This window comes from Candidatus Nitrospira salsa (assembly GCF_965152625.1).
In genome coordinates this window covers 803434-827786 of the sequence record NZ_CBCUCO010000002.1, presented here as the reverse complement: position 1 = coordinate 827786, position 24353 = coordinate 803434, and the positions used below count along the sequence as shown (strand labels likewise).

Annotated in this window: 23 protein-coding genes; 6 read left to right on the top strand and 17 right to left on the bottom strand. The window is 46.1% G+C overall.

Annotation, left to right across the window (positions count from 1 at the left end; genetic code table 11):
• Positions 1-641 precede the first annotated feature (641 nt).
• The gene (locus ACWQXP_RS05540) at positions 642-2228 is read left to right on the top strand and encodes an esterase/lipase family protein (protein WP_454061842.1); all 1587 of its coding nucleotides are present in this window, start codon (positions 642-644) and stop codon (positions 2226-2228) included.
• A gap of 208 nt (positions 2229-2436) precedes the next feature.
• On the opposite strand, the gene ACWQXP_RS05535 is transcribed toward ACWQXP_RS05540, so the two are convergent.
• The 10 genes from ACWQXP_RS05535 to ACWQXP_RS05490 all read right to left on the bottom strand — a co-directional run bounded on the left by ACWQXP_RS05535 (position 2437) and on the right by ACWQXP_RS05490 (position 11919).
• Positions 2437-4239, bottom strand: a complete 1803-nt coding sequence (locus ACWQXP_RS05535) for an ABC-F family ATP-binding cassette domain-containing protein (RefSeq protein WP_454061841.1) — start codon at positions 4237-4239, stop codon at positions 2437-2439.
• A 66-nt stretch (positions 4240-4305) separates the two neighbouring features.
• Positions 4306-5151: a CBS domain-containing protein gene (locus ACWQXP_RS05530; protein ID WP_454061840.1), complete on the bottom strand. Its 846-nt coding sequence runs from the start codon at positions 5149-5151 to the stop codon at positions 4306-4308.
• A gap of 315 nt (positions 5152-5466) precedes the next feature.
• The gene (locus tag ACWQXP_RS05525; RefSeq protein WP_454061839.1) at positions 5467-6273 is read right to left on the bottom strand and encodes a carboxypeptidase regulatory-like domain-containing protein; all 807 of its coding nucleotides are present in this window, start codon (positions 6271-6273) and stop codon (positions 5467-5469) included.
• A 62-nt stretch (positions 6274-6335) separates the two neighbouring features.
• Positions 6336-7499, bottom strand: coding sequence for a transporter (locus ACWQXP_RS05520; protein ID WP_454061838.1), 1164 nt, complete (start codon positions 7497-7499; stop codon positions 6336-6338).
• Between the two features lie 148 nt (positions 7500-7647).
• Entirely contained in the window at positions 7648-7971 is a 324-nt protein-coding gene (locus ACWQXP_RS05515) for a hypothetical protein (RefSeq protein WP_454061837.1), read from the bottom strand.
• A 71-nt stretch (positions 7972-8042) separates the two neighbouring features.
• Positions 8043-9326: an NAD(P)/FAD-dependent oxidoreductase gene (locus ACWQXP_RS05510; RefSeq protein ID WP_454061836.1), complete on the bottom strand. Its 1284-nt coding sequence runs from the start codon at positions 9324-9326 to the stop codon at positions 8043-8045.
• A 223-nt stretch (positions 9327-9549) separates the two neighbouring features.
• Complete coding sequence (locus ACWQXP_RS05505; protein WP_454061835.1) at positions 9550-9966, bottom strand: hypothetical protein; 417 nt, start codon at positions 9964-9966, stop codon at positions 9550-9552.
• A gap of 473 nt (positions 9967-10439) precedes the next feature.
• Positions 10440-11078 (bottom strand): class I SAM-dependent methyltransferase, encoded by a 639-nt coding sequence (locus ACWQXP_RS05500; RefSeq protein WP_454062987.1) that lies wholly within the window; start codon positions 11076-11078, stop codon positions 10440-10442.
• 41 nt (positions 11079-11119) lie between these two features.
• A complete protein-coding gene (locus ACWQXP_RS05495; RefSeq protein WP_454061834.1) occupies positions 11120-11473 on the bottom strand; it encodes a TraR/DksA family transcriptional regulator in 354 nt (117 codons plus the stop codon).
• A gap of 86 nt (positions 11474-11559) precedes the next feature.
• On the bottom strand, positions 11560-11919 hold the full coding sequence (locus tag ACWQXP_RS05490) for a hypothetical protein (RefSeq protein ID WP_454061833.1): 360 nt from the start codon (positions 11917-11919) through the stop codon (positions 11560-11562).
• Positions 11920-12458: 539 nt separating this feature from the next.
• On the opposite strand from ACWQXP_RS05490, the gene glgP reads away from it, so the two are divergent.
• Positions 12459-14651 carry an alpha-glucan family phosphorylase gene (gene glgP, locus ACWQXP_RS05485; RefSeq protein ID WP_454061832.1) on the top strand — a complete coding sequence of 731 codons (2193 nt, stop codon included), beginning with the start codon at positions 12459-12461 and terminating at the stop codon, positions 14649-14651.
• 487 nt (positions 14652-15138) lie between these two features.
• On the opposite strand, the gene ACWQXP_RS05480 is transcribed toward glgP, so the two are convergent.
• The gene (locus ACWQXP_RS05480) at positions 15139-15747 is read right to left on the bottom strand and encodes a hypothetical protein (protein WP_454061831.1); all 609 of its coding nucleotides are present in this window, start codon (positions 15745-15747) and stop codon (positions 15139-15141) included.
• A 391-nt stretch (positions 15748-16138) separates the two neighbouring features.
• Positions 16139-16702, bottom strand: a complete 564-nt coding sequence (locus ACWQXP_RS05475) for a Slp family lipoprotein (RefSeq protein ID WP_454061830.1) — start codon at positions 16700-16702, stop codon at positions 16139-16141.
• 243 nt (positions 16703-16945) lie between these two features.
• Between ACWQXP_RS05475 and ACWQXP_RS05470 the strand changes: the two genes are divergently transcribed.
• From ACWQXP_RS05470 to ACWQXP_RS05460, 3 genes are all read left to right on the top strand, one after another.
• Entirely contained in the window at positions 16946-17482 is a 537-nt protein-coding gene (locus ACWQXP_RS05470) for a hypothetical protein (protein ID WP_454061829.1), read from the top strand.
• Between the two features lie 145 nt (positions 17483-17627).
• Positions 17628-18275: a precorrin-2 dehydrogenase/sirohydrochlorin ferrochelatase family protein gene (locus tag ACWQXP_RS05465; protein WP_454061828.1), complete on the top strand. Its 648-nt coding sequence runs from the start codon at positions 17628-17630 to the stop codon at positions 18273-18275.
• A 3-nt stretch (positions 18276-18278) separates the two neighbouring features.
• Positions 18279-18590, top strand: coding sequence for an MTH1187 family thiamine-binding protein (locus tag ACWQXP_RS05460; RefSeq protein WP_454061827.1), 312 nt, complete (start codon positions 18279-18281; stop codon positions 18588-18590).
• A 24-nt stretch (positions 18591-18614) separates the two neighbouring features.
• On the opposite strand, the gene alr is transcribed toward ACWQXP_RS05460, so the two are convergent.
• The 5 genes from alr to rpsB form a co-directional block, all read right to left on the bottom strand.
• A complete protein-coding gene (gene alr / locus ACWQXP_RS05455; protein WP_454061826.1) occupies positions 18615-19775 on the bottom strand; it encodes an alanine racemase in 1161 nt (386 codons plus the stop codon).
• A gap of 10 nt (positions 19776-19785) precedes the next feature.
• On the bottom strand, positions 19786-20343 hold the full coding sequence (gene frr / locus ACWQXP_RS05450) for a ribosome recycling factor (protein ID WP_454061825.1): 558 nt from the start codon (positions 20341-20343) through the stop codon (positions 19786-19788).
• A gap of 14 nt (positions 20344-20357) precedes the next feature.
• A complete protein-coding gene (gene pyrH / locus ACWQXP_RS05445; RefSeq protein ID WP_454061824.1) occupies positions 20358-21089 on the bottom strand; it encodes a UMP kinase in 732 nt (243 codons plus the stop codon).
• On the bottom strand, positions 21086-21682 hold the full coding sequence (gene tsf / locus ACWQXP_RS05440; RefSeq protein WP_454061823.1) for a translation elongation factor Ts: 597 nt from the start codon (positions 21680-21682) through the stop codon (positions 21086-21088). The genes pyrH and tsf overlap by 4 nt, the downstream gene beginning before the upstream one ends.
• Before the next feature lie 68 nt (positions 21683-21750).
• Positions 21751-22530, bottom strand: coding sequence for a 30S ribosomal protein S2 (gene rpsB, locus ACWQXP_RS05435; protein WP_454061822.1), 780 nt, complete (start codon positions 22528-22530; stop codon positions 21751-21753).
• 355 nt (positions 22531-22885) lie between these two features.
• On the opposite strand from rpsB, the gene ACWQXP_RS05430 reads away from it, so the two are divergent.
• Positions 22886-24241 carry a glutamate-5-semialdehyde dehydrogenase gene (locus ACWQXP_RS05430; protein ID WP_454061821.1) on the top strand — a complete coding sequence of 452 codons (1356 nt, stop codon included), beginning with the start codon at positions 22886-22888 and terminating at the stop codon, positions 24239-24241.
• The last annotated feature ends 112 nt before the right edge of the window (positions 24242-24353 follow it).

Genomic DNA, 24353 nt, shown 5'->3' with positions numbered 1-24353 from the left:
CTTTTCTTAACTGAAATACACACAATGTTCGTGAGGCACTATTTGGCGCGACTATTCCTCAAAAGAGGGGAGGAGTTTCGTGGTCTACTGCCAAGGCAAGATTGCTCCACCATCGAGAATTGGAATATGCGTGCAGGCCTCACCTTCTTCCCGATTCAGGGGGTGGGACTGGAACTTTTGTTTGCAAAGATTTGGGAGGTCTGATATTTCATTTGCCTCAAGTAATACTTTCGTAATGCCAGGGAGTATGACTCATGAATGACATGCCTGCATAAGCTTACGGACATGCCATCGACTGCCTTCTAAGGCTTTAGCGAATATCCAAAGGCACGTTCTCTCTTTTATTTACTTCTCCATTGGAGATCCTAATTTGTTTTGACACATCCACTAACTTGACTTATTTGTTAGTTTGACGAAAAATTTGGCTGGAGTCAGTGTTGGGAGGCAACCCAGGATAGATGATTTATGAAGAAGAAAATGCGCAATAAGGTACAATGCCTTTTGATATATCACGATACCATCTGTATTTGTTTTCGTTGAAGGGCATCACAAAAAGGTGGATTTTGAACCTATCAATTGTGGCTACCTGAAAATGGCTTATCCTCACTGAGAATGTCGCAACTATAATTGGGAGAATCCTTATGGCCAACACCTCACAACATCCCTTCCATCCCATTATCTACGTTCGGGGTTTCGCCGCCACTCAGGGCGAAATTGAAGAAACCGTTGCAGACCCATACATGGGCTTCAACATCGGGTCGACCAAGTCTCGCGTGGCTTGGACAGGCGATGTCAAGCGTTTCTTTTTCGAGTCCCCGCTTGTACGTTTGATGAGTGATCACAAGTACCAAGATGTCTTTGTGGAAGGTGATGATTTGGTCGCAGCTGAGCGTGCTGACCAGCCTGTCCCATACCGCTGCATTATCATTTATCGCTACTATGATGAAGCTTCGAAAGACTTTGGGGACGGCAAGACTCCACCCATCGAGCATTTCGCCAAAGGTCTGGGTACTCTTATCCTGCGTTTGCGCCAAAAAGTTTGCGCGAACAAGGACAATAACATTACGCCCAAAGACTTTCGTGTGTATCTTGTCGCTCACTCCATGGGCGGACTCATTTGTCGAGCTTTTCTTCAAAATTCAAAACTTGGTTCGGCGGAAGCACGTAAAGCGGTGGACAAGCTCTATACTTATGCTACTCCGCACAACGGCATCGACATGCGTATCGTGCGTAATGTGCCGGGTTGGCTTTCCTTTGGCGACATCAACAACTTCAATCGTGAGAAGATGTCAAAATATCTGGCTGTGCCTAAGGGCGATGATGTCTCTGTGGTCAAAAACTTTCCACCTGAGCGTATCTTTAATCTCGTTGGTACCAATCCTGGTGATTACACGGTGGCCGGCGGTATTTCGGCTTGGGCGGCAGGCGACTCCAGTGACGGTCTCGTGCGCATCGAAAACGCGACGACTCATGGGCCGGGTTCCGATGGCAAAGATGTGAATTCGCCGCGCGCTTTCGTGCATCGTAGCCACTCAGGTCATTATGGCATTGTGAATTCCGAGGAAGGCTACCAAAATCTGACTCGCTTTCTTTTCGGCGCGTTACGTGTTGACGGTATCATGGACATCGACGATATCACGCTGCCGGTAGAGGTGCAGAAGGCGCACGAGGAAGGCAAAAGTATACGGGCGTCCTACCAGTTTGAAATCGTGGCCAGTGTCCGAGGTTGTCAGTGGCAGATGACGCGACGTGAGGTGCGTGAGCACTCCGCGATCTTTCGCAGCTACGACGAATTATTCCCAGGAAAGGCCGGCACCAAGCGTCCGCCCGCCCGCTCCAAGAGTCCACACCTTTTCTCCATTTTTCTCGATCCGGGCAAGAGCGTCAAGACATCCAAGTCGGTCAGCTTCGCCTTCGACATCAAGGTCTTGGTGCCCGATTATGTCGTGGATGGTGTGTTGTTTCTGAAACGTCATTACGAGGGTGGATTTATCTTTCGTGAATTGATTCTGGTTGAAGCATTTCCCGATGAGACGGTGCCGGCAGGGTGGCGTATTAAGTATGGCTTTCAGGACATTAATCCCGGCAAACCCGGCGTCTCCGCAGAGACGCGCTCACTCGTTAAGGGTAAACTGAGTGCAGGGCTCGCGTTTGATATTCCCATCGAGCAGAAAGTTCGCCCAGGTTTGCTTGGCAAGTTACGCATCGAAGCTCGGCCGTGGACCTGATTACTTGAAAACGTAAGCGGGCTTCTTTCCCCAGCGGTATAATTACATGTCGATGATCGCGTTTTTAAATTGAAGAAGTGTTATACGAACCAGAAATGGGGATTATCATGTTCGAAAATTTTGTAATGAGTGGTAGTGGTGATGAGGCCTTTTCGTGACTAACTTAATCAACAAGCCCTTCTTCTTCGAATGGGATCTATTCGAGGGATTATTGTTTAGCTTCTAATTCGGCCCATCGTGCGTAGAGTTGTTCGACCACCTGGGTCGCAGTCTTCAGTTCTTCGTAGGCGTCTTGCAGCTTGAGGTGATTGGAGGCGACGTCAGGATCCTCCGTGCGCGTGCGAATAGAATCTCGTGTGTTCTCGGCTTGGAGTATACGTGCTTCCATTGAGTCGTATTCTTTCTGTTCTTTAAAGGATAGTTTTTTTGCTTTAATTTTTTGTTTGGATTTCCCGTCAAGCTTCTCGATGATCTCACTCTTACGTGTTTTCGATTGTTTTTTTCGAAGCCAAGATTCCCATTGTTCATATTCAGCGAAGAGTCCATACGCACCATATCCATCCAATCCGATAAATTGTGTGCACACTTTGGTGAGCATAAAACGGTCATGGGTAACGAGGATCAATGCACCAGGAAATTCCAGCAGGCTTTCTTCTAATGTTTCTCGTGTTGGGATATCAAGGTCATTTGTCGGCTCATCGACGATCAAGACATCGGCGGGTTGCAACATGAGCCGAGCGATCACGGCTCGAGCCTGTTCACCTCCCGAAAGTAATTTAACGGGAAGATCCAATTGCTCGGGTTGAAATCGAAAACGTTTGGCCCAGCCTGTAATATGCACGGTATTTCCGCGATATTCAACAGACTGACCCGTGTCCGACAGGGTTCGTCGTAATGTTTTTTCTGGATCAAGTTGATCACGGTTTTGATCAAAGTAGACAATCTTCAGTTGCTCTGCATGTCTGATCGTTCCCTGATCAGGTTCGAGTTCTTTGGCTAAGAGTTTCAGAAGTGTTGATTTCCCTGATCCATTATGACCGACGATTCCCATCGCCGTTCCCGGCGATAACAAGAGTTCGAGATTTTGAATCAACGTACGTGTTCCGAATGCTTTGGTCAGATTGGTGACCTCAATGAGCTGTTTCGTCCGACGGCCGGAGGAGACGAAGTCAATGGTGGTGTTGTCCTGCCGTAAGCGTGTGGCCGTTTCTGCAAGCTCGGCTTGAAGTGAGTGTGCGGAGTCGATTCGGTATTTGGCCTTGGTGGTCCGTGCTTTGGGGCCACGGCGAAGCCATTCTTCTTCGCGCCGAACTTTACCCGCCAACGCTTGGGCCTGTTGGGTTTGTGTGTGATGATGATCTTCTCGTTGACGAATGAATTCATCATAGGTGCCGGTTACCAGAAAAAGGCCATCGACGTATCGTGTATTGATTTCTGCAATTTTATTCGTGGCATGTTGGAGGAACCAACGGTCATGGCTGACCATGATCCATGGCCATGGTGCTTGTGACATCATTTGCTCCAACCATTTCAAGCCCTCCAGATCAAGATGGTTGGTGGGTTCATCGAGCAACATGACATCTGGATCTTGAACAAAGCCACAGGCGATCGCCAACCGTTTTCGCCATCCCCCTGATAATGGGTCGACGAGTTGGTCACCATTTTCGATACCTGTTTTACCTAATATCTCTTGAACACGGATCAGGGCTTCATTCGGTTCCATGCCAGAGTCGATGGCGGAACGTTCCATGGCTTCTATGATTGTCGAGCCAGAAGTAAAATCAGGTTGTTGTGGAACATAGGCCATTCGAAGGTGCTGACGTCGAGTAATGGTCCCGTTATCCGGTTGTTCGAAATCTGCAAAAATCTTGAGCAGCGTGCTTTTGCCTGATCCATTAGGTCCGATGACGCCGATGCGATCTTGCTCGGAGATGCCAAGGGTCAGATCATTGAATAACTGTTTAACACCAAAGGCTTTGGAGAGTTTATGTCCGTAAATAAGTGCTGCCATACAAAAAATCTATAAATTAGTCAGAGGGTAATCAGTCGTGTGGAATGATGAATTGGAGATTTTTTGCTACTGTTGGCGCAAAAATCTTGGACGATCTCTGAGGGCCACCATTCGTATGAGGTCTCGGACAGAGAGGATGCCGACAATATTTCCATTTTCCGTCACCGGTAAGTGGCGGATCCACTTTTCTGCCATTAAGTCACTCGCATCATGGACCGTTCTGTTGATATCAATGCCGATCAGTGGTTGATTCATGATGGCACTCACGTGTATGTGTTTGGGGTCATGATTAAATGCCATGACCTTCTGGATCAAGTCACGTTCCGTGACAATTCCAATCATTTTTGAACTCTCTGTAACAAGCAAGGCGCCGATTTGCTTGTGAGTCATATGCTGAGCGGCCGTTAAGATTGTTTCCTCACCTGAAATTTGTTCGATATTCCGGCGCATAAGCACACTCAGTGGACGATAGACATTATCAAGTTCGCGAATGGGACCTGAATCTGCGTACACGAAATGTCTCACGAGATCTCGAATGGAAATCAATCCGACAATCTCTTCTCCGTCTGAGACACAGAGATGTCGAACGCCTTGTTGTTCCATGATGTGACTGGCATCAAGCATTGATCGATTCGAGTCAATCGTATGGAGGGGTGTCGTCATAATCTCAGAGACAGAGGTTTCGGAGTCAGTTTTGTCGCGTACCAAAACTTTGCGGACTAAGTCAGTTTCAGAAAAGACTCCGATGATCGGAGGATGGTCAGATTCCCCCTTTTCTCCATGAACTACCAGGCAGCCTATACGTTGTTCAGCCATCTTTGCTGCTGCCTCAATTGCGCTCGTCTGCTCACTCACGGTCTCAAGGTCTTGTTGCATAAAGTCAGCAATTGGTGCTGATGGCAGGTTATTCATAGGTCCTCCTGGGTTGCGATAAACGTCTCGATAGATATGGCTGAATCATCAAATCGGGTACAAATATGTTGAAAGAATTTCTACTGCCGATATTCTGGTGAGCTACTTCGCTCTCGTGATGCCTTGGCGACTATACCATAGATATTGAAATTGAGGTACGTGTCGACAGAAAGAATTGTTCCAGTCATGTGTTTTGTTACAGAATGGCCATGTTCAAGGATTTTCATGTGATGGGAAGGACATGAGACAAATGGAGGTAGGAAAGCGTGAAGCGAGTAACGCGAGGGACTATCGACAGATTCGTATCGGTTTACTCTACTTTTTGACGAATTCCAAATTGAGACGTACTGTTTTTTGAGGTGTGATCGTCACCTCCTGTTCCTGAGTTCCAAGAACGGGATGCCATGCAATCATGTTGTATGTCCCTGGCGGTATTCCGTCAATGGTGAATTGACCACGTTCATCCGAAATGGCGAAATAGGGAGAATCGGCGACATAGAGCCAATTCTCCATGAAGTCATGACGATCACACGTGATGGCCACGACGCCGGGTTTTTTCAGCTTCTTTTTGGTAAATGTTTCGTCGATACTTCCCAATGCGGGTATTCCTCGATTATGAACGGTCTTCAGAATTCTCGCTTTTTTGCCTCTTAAGACGTAGGTGTGGAGTGTGTGTTTAATCGAGTCTTGATTGGTGAACTGAATGGATTCATCTCGAGCCACGACGCCGGTAAATGGTCCAAAATTACAATGCTTTGTGCGTACATCTAGATTGAGATTTTCCCCTGCATGGTAGAAGAATTCTCCCTGGCCCGGGGGGGCTGCTCGATAGTGTTTCTCTTCGAAGGCTTTGCCTTTTGTCACGCCTTCAAGAGCAATGACGGCCCCCTGTAACTTTCCATTCTGCACAGATACTTTGGTCAATGATCGTGTTTCTCCACAGACTTCTGGATTTTTCTGTACGGTAAATGTCCGCGGGGCTAGGACTTTTCCTTCAAAGGTTACGTGACCACTCAACATACCTGGATTCACCACCTTCTCAATCTTATAGGCCAACCCGAGATTCCATGTCCCAAGAATCACCAATATGATAATGAACCCAATGGAGTATTTCGTTTTCATGATCTGACTCCTTTTAAAAAAATCCTAACCCCTTGTCACTTTAATAATGGCCGGAAGACGCTTTAATGAATGACTTGCCAGCCTACGGTTACCGCCCAGTCTGTTTCTAATTGAGGTCCATCTAGGTTTTGATAGATCGGGACGCCACCTTCAACTCCTAGCCGATGTTCCAATCCAAGAAATTCTGGCAATAAGACGTTCACGCCGCCCATAATATCCAGTTGCTGACCGCCTCGAAGATCTGGGTCGGCGGTAAACACCAGTTGTTGAGCGGCCGGTCTGGTGATTCGGGTGTCTTGTCCGTCGTAATCGAACCAATGCCGCCATTTAAATCGGACGGAGTTACTGAGCCAGTTTGTCCATGCATAGGCTCCATAGGCACCCACTTCATATTCATCACCCTTCGAGTACCCCGCCTTATTTCGCGCGATCCGGTATGTCCCAAGTGCTTGAAATCCCCAAGAGGTATTGCCTTTTGCACCTCCATAGGTCAGTCCTGGAAGAACATCGACCGTTCCTGATCCCAATTGCATGGGATAGGGAAGTCGGATGACTCCCAGCGGGGTTGTTCCTTTTTGAGTAATGTCTCCTGTGGGTAAACTAAGCCCGAAATTCAAATGAAAGCGATGCGCACCGATGCTTGGGGCTTCGAAGGCGTAAAGACGCCACAGCGAACCTACTTTAAAGTCTCCCGCGCCTTCTGAGCGTGTTTGGAACTTGGCGGCACCAAGACTTGCGCCTGCGAGATGATCCATCGTATTGCGCAGGTATGGCAACATGGCGGTGAGAGTGAGAGTCTCATTCACCCCATACATTGCGCCGAACATATGCATTTGCATTTTCATGTACGTGGGAACCACCGCAAAGCCACGGTTGCGCACATCCAGAGGGGACAAACTTGATGTCCCGTCGCGGATTCCGTCCATATCCATCTGCATGTACCGGTAGGAGAACATGAGTTCTCCAATATTATGGGTATGCTCTCCCATCATGCCGATAGGACCATGTGAGTCAGCTCGTTCGGGTGTATAAAAGTTCCCGATTGTGAGTTGTTCATCATCTTTGGCCAGTCGTTGTGAGAGGGATTCTTCGAATCCATCAAACATTCCATCAAGGAGAGCCGCAAAAACATTACTGCTACTTATGTTCAAGATGAAGACGCAGGTGAAAATAAGAATTGCCTTTGATAGGGCTAAGTTATGTGATTTTTTAAAATAGCGCTCCATGTACGACATTATTCCTTAGGTCAGAGTAAAAATGAGTATAAATACGGTTAATGCACGTGAGATATACAGCCATATGTCAGACAATGTGAGCGGCTCAAAACCCTCACAAGCTGAACAATGGATCACACACGTGTCTTAGGTACGGAGATTAAGAGAACGACACAATTGGGACGAAATGAGGAGGAGCACGAGATTGAGAGTATCGGGAAAAGACGATTTTGCGAGACGAAGGGATACTGAAGTCTAGGTCAATACTCGTGAAGGATGGTTTACGTAATTCAAAGTCGATGGTTTGTAGGACGTGACCTGCCGCACACATCCATGAACAAAGACTATCTGAGTGCGTGGCTGCTTGATGATGAGCTGCATGGTGTGTGCTGTGATTGGCAGCTTGCACGGTAAACGCACCGCTGACAAACAGAAAACACGCCAAGATAGTCAGAATGAGGGCAGAGTGTACAATTCGTTTCATATTGACGAAGGCCTCTTTCTGTATCCTACGTATAATTGGCAATGGCTGTCAAGAAAATCTTCTTTTTAGCGTTAGAGTTCCTGCCCAGCCTTGCCGCCGGCAATATATCCCGTGGACCATGCCCATTGAAAGTTGAATCCTCCGATGCGTCCGTCACAGTCAAGTATTTCGCCTACCACATAGAGGCCTGATATTTTTCGAGATTCCATTGAATTGACGTTAATTTCTTGTAAAGGGATACCGCCGGCGGTGACTTCAGCAAAGTTCCACCCACGAGATCTTTCGATTGGAAGTTGTAACCCCGTCAATGTGTGAGTTAACACTCGTCGGGTGAGTCGTGGCAACTGGTTGATTGGTGAGGCGGAAATCTCAACATCTGGATTAGAAGAATGAGTCGTACCCGAATATATTTTTGAGACATACGCGCACAATGTTTTAGCTACCCGCTGCGGAAGACGTTGCGAGAGTAACGTGACCAGTGACTTTTGAGGATCACGTGATGACATCTCTAAAAGCCAGCGATCAACGTCTTTAAATGTCTGCTCTGGAAAAAAAGACATTGCTTGTGTCGTTAGACGTTTTTGAGCATGACCCTTCACCCAAAATCGGCTGGCATCCATGATGACCGGACCGCTGACGCCAAAGTGTGTCCAGAGTACACTCCCTGTACGTCGGTCGACAATTTTACCGTCAACGGTTGTGGAGAGCATGGCTTCGTGTGAGGTTCCGGAAAGATTTTTATGGATAAAATTCTCAGAAAGCACGAGTGGAACGAGTGCGGGTTGACAGTCAGTGATCGTATGTCCCAGGTGTTGCATAACGGTCCATCCCGATCCATCAGACCCTGATTTGGGTAAGGACTTTCCGCCTGTCGCCATAATGATACGTTGGGCGGTGAATACACCAACGTTCGTTTGAATCTGAAATTGTTGCTGAATTTTACGAATGCCCTGGACTCGATGATTTGTTCGTATTTCTATTCCAAGTTTTTCACATTGACGGAGGAGGGCCTCAAGTACGGTCCGGGCTTTGTTGGATACAGGGAAAATTTTTCCTGTAGCTTCTTGCTTCAGAGATACTCCCAATGATTCAAACCATTGTATGGTGTCATGTTTAGTAAATCGTTTTAATACACGTTCGACGATCCGTGGTGGGGCATGGAAATCCTTAGCGGAGATCACTGCATTGGTGACGTTACAACGACCTCCGCCTGACACTAAAATCTTTGCTCCAAGTGAACGTGCACTGTCAAAGAGAACAATCTTCAGGTCTGGTCTGGCTTCTGCAGCAAAGATGGCGGCCGCCAATCCCGCTGCTCCAGCCCCAACAATGGCAATATGAATATTAGTAGGCATCGTGGAATCTAATTGATTGAGTTCGTCACGTGATGAAGCGTGTTCACGCTTGTATATTTGAAAGACACAGCTTGAACGATGAGAAAGGATTGTTCGTAGTGAGCTCGTGAGGAGGGTGGGCGGTCATGAAAGAGGTTGGAGCTGGTTGTCACTTACACCAGCTCCAACGAATCTGTGTGAGAAGCACTTGTGGCGAATCACGAGTGTCATCTGAGCAATGACATCAATGGGGCCATTGTTTCCATTCTTGTGCGTTCGAGTCAAACCACCAATCTGGTCCACTGAGGTGGAGCTTTTTGTGGCAGTCCAATGATTCGGTTTTTTCTTTGTTCGGCCAGGTTTTCCACTCATTCGCTCGTGAGTCAGACCACCATTCTTGGCCATTGAGATGTAAGTCTTTGTACTCTTCTAACGAATGGCTGGCTTTTCTGGACGGCCATTCTTTCCATTCATTGGCATTGGAGTCGAACCAATACTCTGGTCCGTTGAGATGTAAGTCCTTATGGGCTTCTAATGTCAGCCTTCCATTTTCATCAAAGTGGTCAGCATGGGATTCACAATAATCTTGAGCCATGGCTTGTGACACGATGAGGCTCTGACACAGCAAAATGAGCAGAATAAATAAGTACTTGGATCTCATAAATGTTCTCCTTTGCTAGATGAAAAAATAAACGTAATGCGGAAACGACTAAAGCCTTGTTTGTCATTGTTTTGTGACTTGTTGCGGTCCTGAGATGACTTGGTCTCTTGCCTTTCACGCGTTACGATAAATGAGGCCTCTCCGTTTTTATTGAACATACAGACTCTACGAGGGGGTTTTTGTGGGGATTGTTATATAAACATGAACGTATGTTTGAAAGCAAGAATGGAGTAGGGTATGACAACGTGGATACGAATGAGCCTAAAGATTGCCTAGCAGAAAACATGCCAGGGAGTTTCCTCGTAGGACAATCAGGCGAGCTGTCAAATAATCTTGTATATGAATTTTCTGGATAAATATTCAAGTTATGAGTATGGGAGATTTCCATTCCTGCACGATCTCCAATTTTATGGATTTGGTTGGGAAATTGGGGAGGGTGCTAGGGGTTGTCCGGCATCCCTATGAGGACGATATTATGATGACGGTTTTTTCAGGAATACGACATCCTGATCGACAATTATTAATGAGGCTTGCCATTTTTCTGCTAGCCATTGAAACGTTGCTTGCGAAAAAAAACACACGTGTGTCAAATCGTTTTTGTAATGCCATGTCGTAAAAGCCAATTGGTCATACACGCGTTTGGTCATAATGCCGAAGAGACCTCCAGGTTTGAGAATCTTCCATAAGTCGTTTAACTCTTTTTGAAGGTCATGAAGATGTTCTACCACTTCCGAGGCCGTAATAAAGTCATACGTTTCTTGAAAGACTGAACGGTCATGGGCATAAAAATAGTCGTAGAGTGCTACAGAATGTCCGGCTTCTTCAAACATAATGGACAGCGTAGGGCCGGGGCCTGATCCAAAGTCGAGCCCGTGGCAGTGGGACGGTAATTGTCGCTGCATGGGAATGAACAGACGGCTTAGGAAGCGTCGATAAGCTTGATCCTCTGGTGAGTTTTGGTGATGGTCGTAGGCGGATTTTTCTGCTTCTCGAGAGAGAAACTGATCTGGCGGAACAAAGACGAGCTGACATGTGTGGCATGAATAAAAGTTTCTCCTGTTATCGTGGTGGTAGGTTTGATTAATGTGCGTGCCATGGCAGAGGGGACACATAGAATGTGGAATAGAGGTATGAGGGTGAGAATGAGTGACGGTTACGTTTCGTTTTGATTTGCACACGTAATGCACAGCAGGACGGTAGGGTCGAAGGCTAATCGTTTGGGATGAATTTCTTCTTCACAGCGGACGCATAGCCCGAAGATGTCCTTCTCAATTCGCTGCAAAGCCGTTTCTATTCGCTGTTTTCGAATCTGTCGACGTTGTTGGGATTCCTTGGCCATTGCTTGACTTTGCAGGGCATCCATTCGTGATACACGACCAATCTTGGTTTGATCTAATTCGACTGTTTGCGCCGCTTCATCTCCGGTTCCTTCGATTTTTATAATTTCATCGCGAAGGGCTATGAGCTTCTTACGAAAATATTCGACGTCAATAGCGGTATGATTCATGTTGTCCCCTTAACAGTCATTAACGGCGTGAGGTAGAGAGGATCTCTGTGTGACGTAAGGTCTAGAGGGAGGGGCTAGCCAGAGGCTTAACATCCGACTAGTTCATCTATGCCTCCATTTCCTCCAATATTCAGCAATAATGTGATTTTCCCACTCGAAAGTTTAGTGAGCTCCATATGTGTGGCTTGTTGTGAATTTGTCTCCTGAGAATCAATAATAATGGTCGTTCCCTTGTTCGTGATGGTAGGAGTATTCCAACTTCCCAATGACATTTGTTTGTCAGCCGCGTACATCTGCATACTATTCTCTTTAATGCGCATATAATACTTTGCTTTATCGCATCCCCCGGCTCCCCACATTCCATGGAAATCATTCGGGATTGCACCTTGAGCATAGCTTGCGACAAGCATTCCCATCATTGTGCTCATTATCAAGATTTTTCTCATAAAGATCCCCTTCATACCGACCTTCAGAGTCGACGTGATCAATTGTTATGTGATTTTTCAGAACTTAATGATTTCTGATCGTTGATTTGAGTTCAGGGGCATGCTTTCCGTAAAACCATTTCTTCATTTTGGAACATCTGTCCGACATAATCATACATGGTCTAGCTCTCGTTCGATTGTCCCATTTTCTACAAATGAGAAATGAGACTGGAGAGTCCTAATCTGTCCTGTAATTGTGACTGTAATTTAACGAAAATTAGACTCTATGTAAAACAGATTTTGTGATAACATGGAAAGTATCTAAGGTTGTGAGCAGTTGCGATGTAGATGAGCCTGGGAAACGTGGAATTTTAAAGTTCCGAATGTTACAGTCCGCTTTCTTGGTGTGACAGATAGAGACTGAATTCATAGGCTTCGGTTCATTAAGAGGTCGGGTGGTTGTCTGACGTGATGAAATGCATGCGACCCAGTCTGTACTCTTTGGCTGGAAGCCCGTTGAACCGAATTAGCAATACTCCTATAACGAGACTGGAGAGTCCATGACTGATATCCCAAAAACTGGTTCTACCCATGAAACCCTTTTGCACGATTGCCTTCCACGACTCCACGAGTTGTCCAATAATCTGTGGTGGAGTTGGACTCCCACAAGCCGCCAGCTCTTTGAAGCTCTTGATCAGACTCTCTGGCGTCTGACGCATCATAATCCAGTCAAGCAGCTCCAGGAGATAAAGCCTGAACGACTTCAGCATCTGGCTGAAGATGTCATCTTTCGTCGTCGTTACGTGGAAGCCTTCAAGGCCTATGATGAGTACATGGCGACAAACAGTCATTGGTTTGGTGCAAAATATCCAGTTTTGACTGACTCGCCAATTGCTTACTTTTCAGCTGAGTTTGGGCTCCATAACTCTGTCCCCATTTATAGCGGCGGGCTTGGCATTCTTGCCGGAGATCACTTAAAGGAAGCCAGCGATCTTGGTGTTCCTCTGGTTGGCGTGAGTTTTATGTACCGCCAATCCTACTTTCGTCAAGTCATCGGGCTTGATGGTTGGCAGGAAGCCAAATATGAAAATTTGAACCGAAAAGACTTGCCCATTCAGCCGGCCAAGACGCCTTCAGGTGAACAATGTCGTATTGCCGTAGAACTCAATCATCGCGTGGTTGTGTGCGTTGTCTGGAAAGTGTTTGTTGGACGAGTGTGCTTGTATCTTCTTGATACTGATGTCCCAGAGAATACATCCGAAGATCGGACATTGTCGGCACGTCTCTATGGTGGCGATCGAGCTGTTCGGTTAGCACAAGAAATGATCTTGGGTATTGGTGGAGTGCGAGCTCTCAGGGCATTGGAAATTCATCCCCAGGCTTGGCATGCGAATGAAGGCCATGCGGCGTTTCTCCACTTAGAAAGACTTCAAGAATTCGTTCGGACTGGTCTGCCGATTTCCAAGGCTATCGAAGACATTCGGCAAAGTTCAATGTTTACGACTCATACCCCGGTGAAAGCCGGTCATGACTTTTTTTCACACCACCTTATGAACGAGTACTTCGCTGGATTTTGGGAACAATGCGGTCTTTCAAAGGAGGCCTTCTTTGAGTTTGGGAAACATCCGAATGACTCGGTCGATCATTTTCATATGACAGCATTAGGAATTTACTTTTCCTCTCTTGTCAACGGGGTGAGTGCAGAACATGGTCGCGTTTCTCGTCGAATGTGGCAGTGTCTCTGGCCTGACCTTCAAGAGTCTGACGTTCCAATCCGTCATGTGACCAATGGCGTGCACGTGCCAACCTGGATTGCTTCAGAAATGAATCATTTGTACAGCAAGTACCTTGGGCCTGACTGGATGTCGGAGTCGGATGATCCTGCAATCTGGCAGAAAATTCTTGATGTCCCAGATCATGTGATTTGGGACGTACGGCAAGTTCTCAAGCGAAAGCTCTTAAATTTTATTCGACATCGTATTCGTTCAGGCTGGACGTTTAATCGTCTTCAAGCCGATCAAGTTATGGCCGGCGGAGCTTTCCTTGATCCCTATGTCCTCACGATTGGATTTGGTCGAAGGTTTGCCACGTATAAGCGAGCCAATTTGTTATTCCGTGATTTAGATCGACTTCGAACCATTTTGCAGAATCAATGGCGGCCGGTGCAATTCATCTTTGCTGGCAAGGCCCATCCGGCGGATGAGCCGGGCCAACAGCTCATCCATGAAGTGTACCGCTATGCGCAATCGCGAGACATGGGTGGTCGCATCGCATTCATAGAGGATTACGATATGCATGTGGCGAAGTTCCTTGTGCAAGGCGTCGATGTTTGGTTGAATAATCCCCGTGCACCTTTTGAGGCGAGTGGGACGAGTGGACAAAAGGCAGCCCTAAATGGGGTTCCGAATCTGAGTGTCTTAGATGGCTGGTGGAAAGAAGGCTATGATGGGGCAAATGGGTGGGCGTTCCCCACGACATCGAAAGAATTGGATGAACAGGGTCAGGACGACCATGATGCCAATGTTCTCTATAATGTTCTAGAGAAAGAAGTCATTCCCCTCTATTACAAATGTGATCAGGATCGAGTCCCGCATGGTTGGGTGGCGATTGTAAAAAATGCTATTCGTACGAATGCACCAGAGTTTAGTGCCCGTCGAATGTTGAAGGAATATGTCAATAAATTCTACGTGCCGCTCTTACACGCTAACGGGCAATCCTCTGAATCGATTCAGAGGATTGAATCCGCAAGTTAATGTCCCTCAGGCCAACGCATGTAATGTCTGTCCTCATCTATGAGGTGAATCCCGATTTCTGGATGCGTGAGGACGCGAATTTTTCTTGAGAGAGCACTTTCTTCCGCATTTTTTGGTTTCAGAATTCTGTGCGCTTTGGGCATTTGTGACCTTCGACACGTGTCATAGGCAACGCTTGTGATTCTCGTGAGGGTTTAGTCGAGTCCCTTGCAGTTGCAATCGATATGGTTGACAGATGTCATGAAAAGGTTTTCGAGTTGAGACTAGAAAAAGCTTAATAAGATCGTTTAAGAAATTGCCTTGTGATTGCCGGACCGGCTTTACAAGTTCATATTGTTAGTCGACTCTCGTTTCCCCGACCTAGAGCGATTGTTGCTTGACGTTCCTTTCAATTCTATCTCGAGATTTCCTTAATCTTTGCATTGAACCATTGGCTCATGCTGCCCTTAATCCGTTTTGATCTTCCGTCATTGCATCGCACGATTTCTCAAAAATTATTCGGTTGAAACTTGGAAAGAGGGTCCGAAAGTAGAGGGGCAATCTCCGGGTGAGAGGCAAGGGCCTGAAGGACGTGAAGAAATTCTTTTTTTTGATCTTCCTGGGTAATGTATGTATTCACGATAAAATTCAACCGATTGAGAGTGGTGCACAGAGTTGGGCGTCTGAACATCATGTGCTCAGTTGACTGATGCCCCAATTGACTAAACTGTGCCAATAAGTCTTGCAGAGGGTCGTTGCTCAATTGTTCTGGTGACTCTTGTACTTTGACGAGTTGCTCTCTTGGACATGTCGTTAAATGTTTTTGAATTTTCTTCAGATCATGGATTGCCTCGTTGAGAGAGAAATCGAGATGGGTATGCTGATGCGAGAGGGCTCGATCAGAGATGTTTGTCATTTTTGGGTTTTCTAAGTTGATTTCCTCATGATCTAAACTGAATGTCTGGAGGTATGGCTGTAAAGACATTAGTTGCTCTGACAGTTCCCGCTGAGCAGTCTTTTGTTCTTGAGTTTGCGGCGTCAGCTTGCTCAGTTCTTGGTAGTGGCGAAGTTTGCTCAGAAATGTGCTAATTTTTTCATCTAATATCTTAACTGTCATTCTCTCGATCCTCTATATTATGATTGAGTTTTTATAGTTAATTATTAATACTTAAAATTGTAGTTATGAAGGAATTTATCAAGGAGCCGAGAGTACATTCATCCAACCAAGTTATTATGCTGAATGGAGAACGAAACGTGGGGATTCACGGCGTGTTTTGTCTGACATAAACATATATTTTCCTACCATATGTTTAAAGAGAATCTCAATAGATATAAATATTGCAACGTAAGTCAATGAGGTTCTTTGTTAGTCGAATCTTTAATTGGAGTAAAACGTGGGGGAAGGCATTAATGGCACTATCATTGGTAGAAAAATACGATGGCAGAATATATTATTAGGTTAATTTACTTAATATTCGATGTGTTATTGGCAATACGAGCAGAGATGTCTAAAAACCGATTCCAATACTGAGTCCGCCTCCACTTCGTCCCCCGGTACCTCCACCTCCAAAGATGCTCCAGCGAGGTTGTTGTTGATAGAAAGACCGGTCTGAATCATTTTCCCAGACATGTATGTGATGAATCTTGAGCATTGGATACCGGTAGTCTGTTTCATCAAGGGAGTCAAGTTGTGACCCTGTCATCTCACCGACGATAGTCACACGTGTATGAGGAGGAAAAGTGGCCGGATCTAAGAATGTTTCATTGAAGGCAAAGAATCGGCCACCTGATAACGTTCGTTGCTGTCTTGGTTGTTCCCACTCATTTAGCGGTAATTGAAGAATCTCAAGGCGTGTCCCATCTTTTGCATTTTGAGCATGAAGGACTTCACCGCCGAGGAGAACCCATTCTCCATTATAATTGTCTGGGTTTTGAATGATTTGAGAAAACGACAATTGTTTGTCGACCCGGGATTCGAGTGCTTCAGGGATGACGGAGGATGAAGTGGCACATGCCTGTATGAATAGGAAGCAAACAATAAATGAAATTCTTAAGTATTGATATCCTAACATGCTACTACTCTATCAGAAATTGTGGCACTCCGTCTGATTGCTTTCTTCCCAAGACAAAATATCGTGTTAAGATACAAATCTGAGTGTTTGTGATTGTCTGTATCTATCTATCAATCTTGATGGAGGGGTCGCCGTAAATGGGTGAGTTCTCTGCGTGGTTTTTGTTGCAGCGACACGATCGATGGATGAAGGAATGGTTTCGTTAGAACAACATGGAAGGTTACGCTGAAATATAGGTATGTCATGAAGAAAGTGTGGTTTCTGCTTTTCATTTTCCTTGTCGGTATTGGGCTTGGTCTCGGCGCGCCGTCTGTTGCACCGAAGTATCTCGGTCAGTATTTTCCCACAGGTCTTTCAGCAACACGTTCTGGTGTTCAAGGCGTCGTGGTGAAGAAGCAGTCTGAAACAGATCGTCTCTTATTGACTATTTCTGCTCCTGATGGTGCGATGTTGGCAACATTTGAGAAGAAAATCACTGAAATTTCTCTCTTAGTTGATGAAGGCGATATTGTCACACTTGATACACGAGTTTATGCACCATTTGTGACTGACCCTCCAATCCTTCGTGTGAAAAAACCTGATGAATTTTCTTCCCATGTCACAGAGCCTGGTGTCTCGGATGATCTTCCTGAGCAACCTGAACCCTCAGGTCCTCACTCGTCACCTATGCTCCCTGAATCTGAATCTCTCACAAATGATGCGAACAATAGTCAGAGTGAAGAGAATGAACGTTCATCAGATTCGACTGATCCGCCAGTCATGACAGATCCGCTGCTTTGATGAGGGTCTCGACATGCTTCAGATTATTTCAGCCACGAATTTGTATTTTCTCCCGAGTTTTTCCACCTTTTGATATACCTTTTCCTGGCCGCTTCCTCTCAGGTAAGATAGCCCTCTAGGTTGTTGAACTGAAAGGAAATGTACTATGGAGTTTAATCCTGGGTTTCAAGTCTCTCTGGACGTACAAGGTCGGACGTGTCTGGTCCTTGGTGGTGAGGATGAAGCCGTTGAGAAAATCGAACGCCTCTTGGACGCTGGAGCCAAAGTCACGGTCGTCAATCCTACTCTGCATACGATTCTTCGGAAACATACCGCATCCGGAAAAATTATTCATCGCGGAAGGTTGTTTCGGTTAACTGATGTTCAAAATGGGGTGGCAGTGGTGATGAACACATTGGTCGGAGACCATGGTCTTGCGAAGCAGTTGTATGATCTTTCGAAAACTGAACGCTTTCTCGTCTGGTCCATTGATCAACCAGATCTTTCAACGATCACAATGCCGGCCTTGGTCAAGCGTGGTCATTTGCGTGTTGCCATTAGCACGAGTGGCGCATCACCATCGTTAGCCAAAGCGTTGCGTCAAGATCTAGAGGCGGTGTTGGATGAAGAGCTTATTGACATCCTCAATTGGCTTTCAAAATTTCGTGAAAACCTTCGAGATTCTGAACCAAGTGAAGTCAAGCGGCGTGAACAACTCCAGGAAGTTATTGATGGATTTCGTCTTTCGGGAACGCTTGAATATCCTAAGGCTTGGCAGGAACAACAGTTGGTTCAACCCGTAAAGGAGTCGTAGACTATGGTGCTGTTAGAGTTCAGTATGTCACCTCTTGGTAAAGGGCAAAGTGTGAGTAAGTATGTGTCACGGTCTCTTGAAATTATTGACAAGAGTGGAGTCGATTATCGTCTGAATCCGATGGGCACCGTTCTTGAGGGGGAGTGGGATGAGGTCTTTGGTGTGGTGAAAAAATGTTACGAACGAATGAAAAAAGACTGTGACCGAGTCTCCTGCGTGATCAAAGTTGATTACCGTCGTGGTAAAAAGGATCGACTGGGCGGAAAGGTCGCCAGTGTGGAAAAGCGGCTTAAGCGAAAATTGAAAACTTCATAATTTCGGACAGCAGGCTCGGGTTACTTAGGCGGGCTTGTACACATGATGAGCTCGAGTTCCGATGCTACATAAAATTTCATATGGAAGCGTGCCGACCCATTCTGCAATCTCTTCTGCCGAAATTTCCTCGCTTTCTTGTTTTCCGATAAGGACCACCTCTTCGCCAAGGCGAACGTGTGAAAGATTCGTGACGTCCACGAGCATCATATCCATGCAAATTTTTCCAACGATTGGAACCCGTTGCCCTTGAATGAGTACCATGCCTCGGTTGGAAAGGCTGCGGAAATAACCATGGGCATATCCGACCGGCAAAATAGCAATTTTTGATTGCCTGGTCGTCTGATAACTGCAACTATATCCAATAAACTCTCCCGGGTCAGCAGAGCGAACATGGACAACATGGGTTGACACTTTCATGGCTGGTTGCAGGGTGATATCTGTGTCTTTTTCTTTTCGCGTGGTATGTCCATAGAGCATCAGACCAGGACGAACCATATTGAAATGCGAGGAGGGGTGGTACATGATTCCAGCGCTATTGGCGGTATGAATCAGTGCCACAGTGTGACCTGTTTGTTTCAATTGAGAGAGGACTGTTTGAAAGCAGGTTATTTGGGCTCTGGTAAATTCGTGATTCGGATCATCAGCATCTGCCAAATGCGTCATGACCCCTTCGATTGTCAGCTTCGATGAAAAGGGTTTTGAGTCAAGGAAGGAGACGACGGATTCTGAATTGAATCCCAGTCGTCGCATTCCTGTATCAATTTTTATATGAACGGGATATGGGGAGAGGTCAGAATCGAGACAATCTGCTAGGGTGTGGGTGATCTCTTCATTTGAGAGAACCGGGGTGAGTCGATGGTGGATGAGTTCCGGGATTTGGCTCGGGATAAGACCGCCCATGACGAGAATGGGATGGGTCACGCCTTCTGCACGTAAGATGCTGCCTTCTTGTACCGTGGCGACCCCGAAACGTTGAACCCCCAAGTCAATGAGTGCTTTTGTGATCGTCGTGGCGCCGTGCCCATAGGCATTGGCTTTCACGACAGCAAGGATGTCGCATGCGGGATGTACAAGGCGACGAACTTCTGAAAGGTTATGGGCTAACGCCGAAATAGTAACGGTGGCGGTAATAGGGGAAAGGTCTAACGGGGTTGACGTCCTGGCGATTGTGGTTGAAGGTATCACAGAGCACACTCTAAATTTCGAGTATCTCCTCTTCTTTCTTCTTTAACAAATCATCAACCTTATGTATATACGTATCAGTCAATTTTTGGTTTTCGGCTTCAAGTCGACGAAGCTCATCTTCTGAGATTTCTCCACTTTTCTCAAGATGTTTTAGCTCGTCGTTTCCATCTCGACGAAATCCTCGAATTTGGATTTTGGTCTCTTCTCCATATTTCTTGCAAAGTTTGACTAATTCTTTTCGGCGTTCTTCACTCAACGGAGGGATGGGTAAGCGAATGAGTTTTCCATCGTTTGAGGGCGTGACACCTAATTCTGAAGCGGTCAAGGCTCGCTCAATATCTTTAATGATTGATGGATCCCACGGCTGGATATGAAGCAGGCGGCTTTCCGGAACCGAGAGATTGGCAACCTGCTTTAATGGAGTTGGGGTCCCATAGTAATCAACCGTAATATGGTCGAGGAGGGCGACTGATGCGCGTCCGGTGCGTAGTGTCGTAAATTCTCGCTTAAGGTGTTCGATAGCCCCTTCCATGAGTTGAGTCACCTTTTGAAGAGATGCATGTGCCATTGCGTGAGGTCCCTTTACTGAATTGTAGCATTATGAGCGACAAGAGTCCCAATTGTTTGCCCTTCAATCAGGCGACGAATATTTCCAGATGTTGTGAGGTCGAAGACAATGATTGGGAGGTTGTTGTCCATGCACAATGTAATCGCGGTCGCATCCATGACCTTGAGGTTTTTATTGAGGACGGAGAGAAACGGTAATTCAGTGAATCGTTTAGCTTCCGGGTGGGTGACGGGGTCGGCATCATAAATCCCATCCACCTTCGTCCCCTTCAAGATCACATCTGCACCAATTTCCATGGCTCTGAGCGCCGCGGCAGTATCAGTGGTAAAGTATGGGTTTCCCGTGCCGGCAGCAAAAATGACGACACGTTTTTTTTCCAGGTGTCGAATTGCTCGACGACGAATGTAGCCTTCCGCCAGTTGTCGCATTTCAATGGCTGAAAGAACTCGTGTTGCGACGTCTTTGGCTTCAAGGGCATTTTGAAGTGCCAGAGCATTGAGCAGTGTCGCGAGCATCCCCATGTAGTCAGCAGAGGCGCGTTCCATTCCAGAAGCACTTGCTGCAAGACCTCTGAAGATATTTCCCCCACCGATGACAAGAGCGACTTCTACGTCCATAGTCATGACATCAGAAATTTCTGATGCCAAATTGTCGAGGATTGAAGGTTGGATGCCGTAGCCCTGATCACCGGCTAACATCTCTCCACTAATTTTCAGGAGAATGCGCCGATATTGAGGAGGGTTCATTCCTGTCCCAACTGATAGCGGGTAAACCGTGTTACAAGAATATTTTCACCGAGTTTGGAAATCTTTTGCGTTAATAGTTCTTTAATAGAAGTATTGGGGTCTTTGACAAAGCCTTGCTCCAATAAACATTGTTCTTGATAAAATTTTTCGAGTTTGCCCTGAACAATTTTATCCCAGGCAGCTTCAGGTTTCCCCATTTCTTTCGCTTGTCCCTCGTAAACAGACTTTTCTCGTGCAATGATGTCTTCAGGAACATCTTCTCGCTTCACATAATTTGGGTTCGCTGCGGCGATTTGTAAAGTCAAATCTTTTGACAGGGCTGAGAATTCTTCATTGCGAGCGACGAAATCTGTTTCACAATTAATTTCCAGCATCACGCCAATTTTTGAACCAGGATGGATATATGCAAAAATTAATCCTTCTTTCGTTTCTCGTCCAACCTTTTTTTGCGCGGCCGCTAGCCCTTTTTGACGTAAATGGTCAATGGCTTTTTCGATATCATTATTATTTTCTTGAAGAGCTTTTTGGCAATCTAGGATTCCTGCCCCGGTCTTGCCACGAAGCTCTTTCACCAAGGCAGCAGAACTAGCCATGAGTGATCATCTCCTTATTTGATGTATAGATATGGGTCGTTGCGATCCGTACGATAAACAGGAAAACGTTAGGGAGTCTGAACACCCTCAGTGCTGTCAGCTGAACTTCGGACTGACAGCATTTCAGCCATCACTCCATCTTCGCCTTCAGTCGCTTGCTCCTGCTTTTTGCGAAGCTCAACTCCTTCGAGGCATGCGTCAGCGATACTCGCTGAAAAGAGTTTGAGCGAACGTATCGCATCATCATTTCCGGGAATGGGATAGTCAATTCCATGCGGGTCACAATTGGTGTCGACAATCGCAATGACGGGAATTCCTAAACGGTTAGCTTCTTTGACCGCAATGTGTTGAATTCGGGTATCAAGAACAAAAATGCAGCCTGGAAGGTTTGACATATCTTTGATCCCGTTGAGGTACTTTTGTAGCTTTGTTCGCTCTTTTTCCATGCGGACAATTTCTTTTTTCTTGAGCCGTTCATAGGTGCCGTCTGTTTCAGCCGCTTCGAGTTTTTTTAATTGCCCGATGCTTTTACGAAGAGTTTGAAAATTCGTGAGCATGCCACCTAGCCATCGTTGATTGACGTAGAACATCTCACATCTTGTTGCTTCTTCTTCGACGATATCCATGGCTTGGCGTTTTGTTCCAACGAATAAAACTGACTCTCCAGAAGCCACGGTATCGCGGACAAAATGGTATGCCTTGTTAAATAAGTGAAGGGTGATTTGAAGATCAATAATATAGATGCCGTTTCGCTCACCAAAAATATAGGGTTTCATCTTGGGGTCCCACCGATTGGTTTGATGCCCAAAATGCACACCGGCTTCCAGTAGAGATTTAATCGTTACCATAGTAAAGCTTTCCCACCCCCTTTCATGTGATTGGAAAAAGAACAGTGTCTGCCACGATATGTGACAAACATCATAGAAATCGAAAACTGCTGTTTCGCGTTCGAGAAAGAAAAGTGTCTAGGCCTCAGATGACCAAGAAGACATTATAAAAAGACTTTTACATTCACAAACTTAGAAAGATTAACATAGAGACCTTTTTAATTCAAGCGAGTGGAAGTCTGAAACTCAATGACAAGATGGCCGTTTTGAGAATGCCTGGCTTGTATTTCTTTTGACTCCCTTGTTTGTGGCTTTGTATAGTCCACAGGTTTATAAGTCATACAGTTTTAACATGAGGGTAGAAGGGAATCGAACGATGGTGGAAATTCCAGCAAAAATATATGTTCAGGGGCTGGCGAAGCAAGCGAAAAAGGCGGCACGGGCATTAGCTCGCCTTTCCAGTCAAGCGAAAGCACAAGGTCTTGAAGCCATGCTCTCAGCGTTTTACGAAAACAAGCAGACCTTTCTTGATGCCAACCGACAAGATCTTGAGCAGATTTCTAAGGATATGGATAAGCAGATCTATCGCCAAATTATCGAACGTGTCAAATTGACCGATGAGTCGTTAGAGAAAATGGGTAAATGGTTTCAGGAGGTTGTGGAATACCCGGATCCCATCGGTGAGATGTCAAATGTGTGGATGACGGTTGACGGGTTACAAGTTGGTCGTGTGCGAGCCCCTTTAGGGGTTGTGGCGGTCATTTCAGATATGGCGCCTCATGTCACACTCGAAGCGTTTTCAATGTGTCTCAAAACTGGAAATGCCTGTCTTTATCGAGGCGGGAGTGAATGGTTTTACACGAACAAGGCTATAGCTGAGTGTTTAGTCAAGGCAGGAGCTGAGTTTGGATTTCCAGACGGTGTCATGACGTTTATCGACCGGCCGCAGCCCGAAGCTGCTCTTGAGCTTGTTCGGTTGACCAAATATGTGGACGCGGTCATTCCTCGAGGAAAGACCGCCCTTCGGAAAGGTATTGTGGAGCAGGCCAAAGTTCCGGTTTTAGGATATGACGGAGGTTTATCGCATATTTATGTTGATGGGGATGTAGATATTCCCTTGGCTCAAACCATTGTGGTCAATGCCAAAATTCAAAATCCTGAGGCGTCCAATGCTGTTGATACGGTACTCATTAATCAAAAAATTGTCCGTCATATCCTTCCTGGATTGATGCGTCGGTTACTGGAGGAATTTAAAGTCACATTAACGGGTTGCCCAAAAACGGTGTCGATTATGGGGATTATGGCCATGACTGGACACTTGGGTATTAAAGAGGCGACGGAGAAAGATTGGAGTGAGAAGTATCAATCGCTAACCATGAACATCAAAGTGGTGAATGATCTTGATGAAGCACTTTCTCACATTGCTCAATATAGTCCTGGTCATACGGATTCGATTGTGACAAGGAATTATGAGACGGCCATGCGATTTGTCCAGGAGGTCGATTCAAGTGCGGTAATGGTGAATGCGTCAACACGACTTCATGGTGGGAAACAGTTGGGCTTAGGGCCTGAAATTGGGATGAACACAACCCATTTTCATGCGAGCGGACCATTGACTCTCGATACGTTAACAACGGAAAAGTTGGTCGCACTTGGCACGGGTCAATTACAGCAACCGCATCCGGTGCCGATAGCCTATCAAGATGCCATGATGCTGTCCTCCAAGTTTTAATAGATCCGAACTCTCTCGTATTCGGATGAATTCTAGAAAAATGACACAAGAGTTACACTTGTCGTGTCACCCGATGGAAGATCTGTAGACGCGACTTCAAGGTCTCTATTAT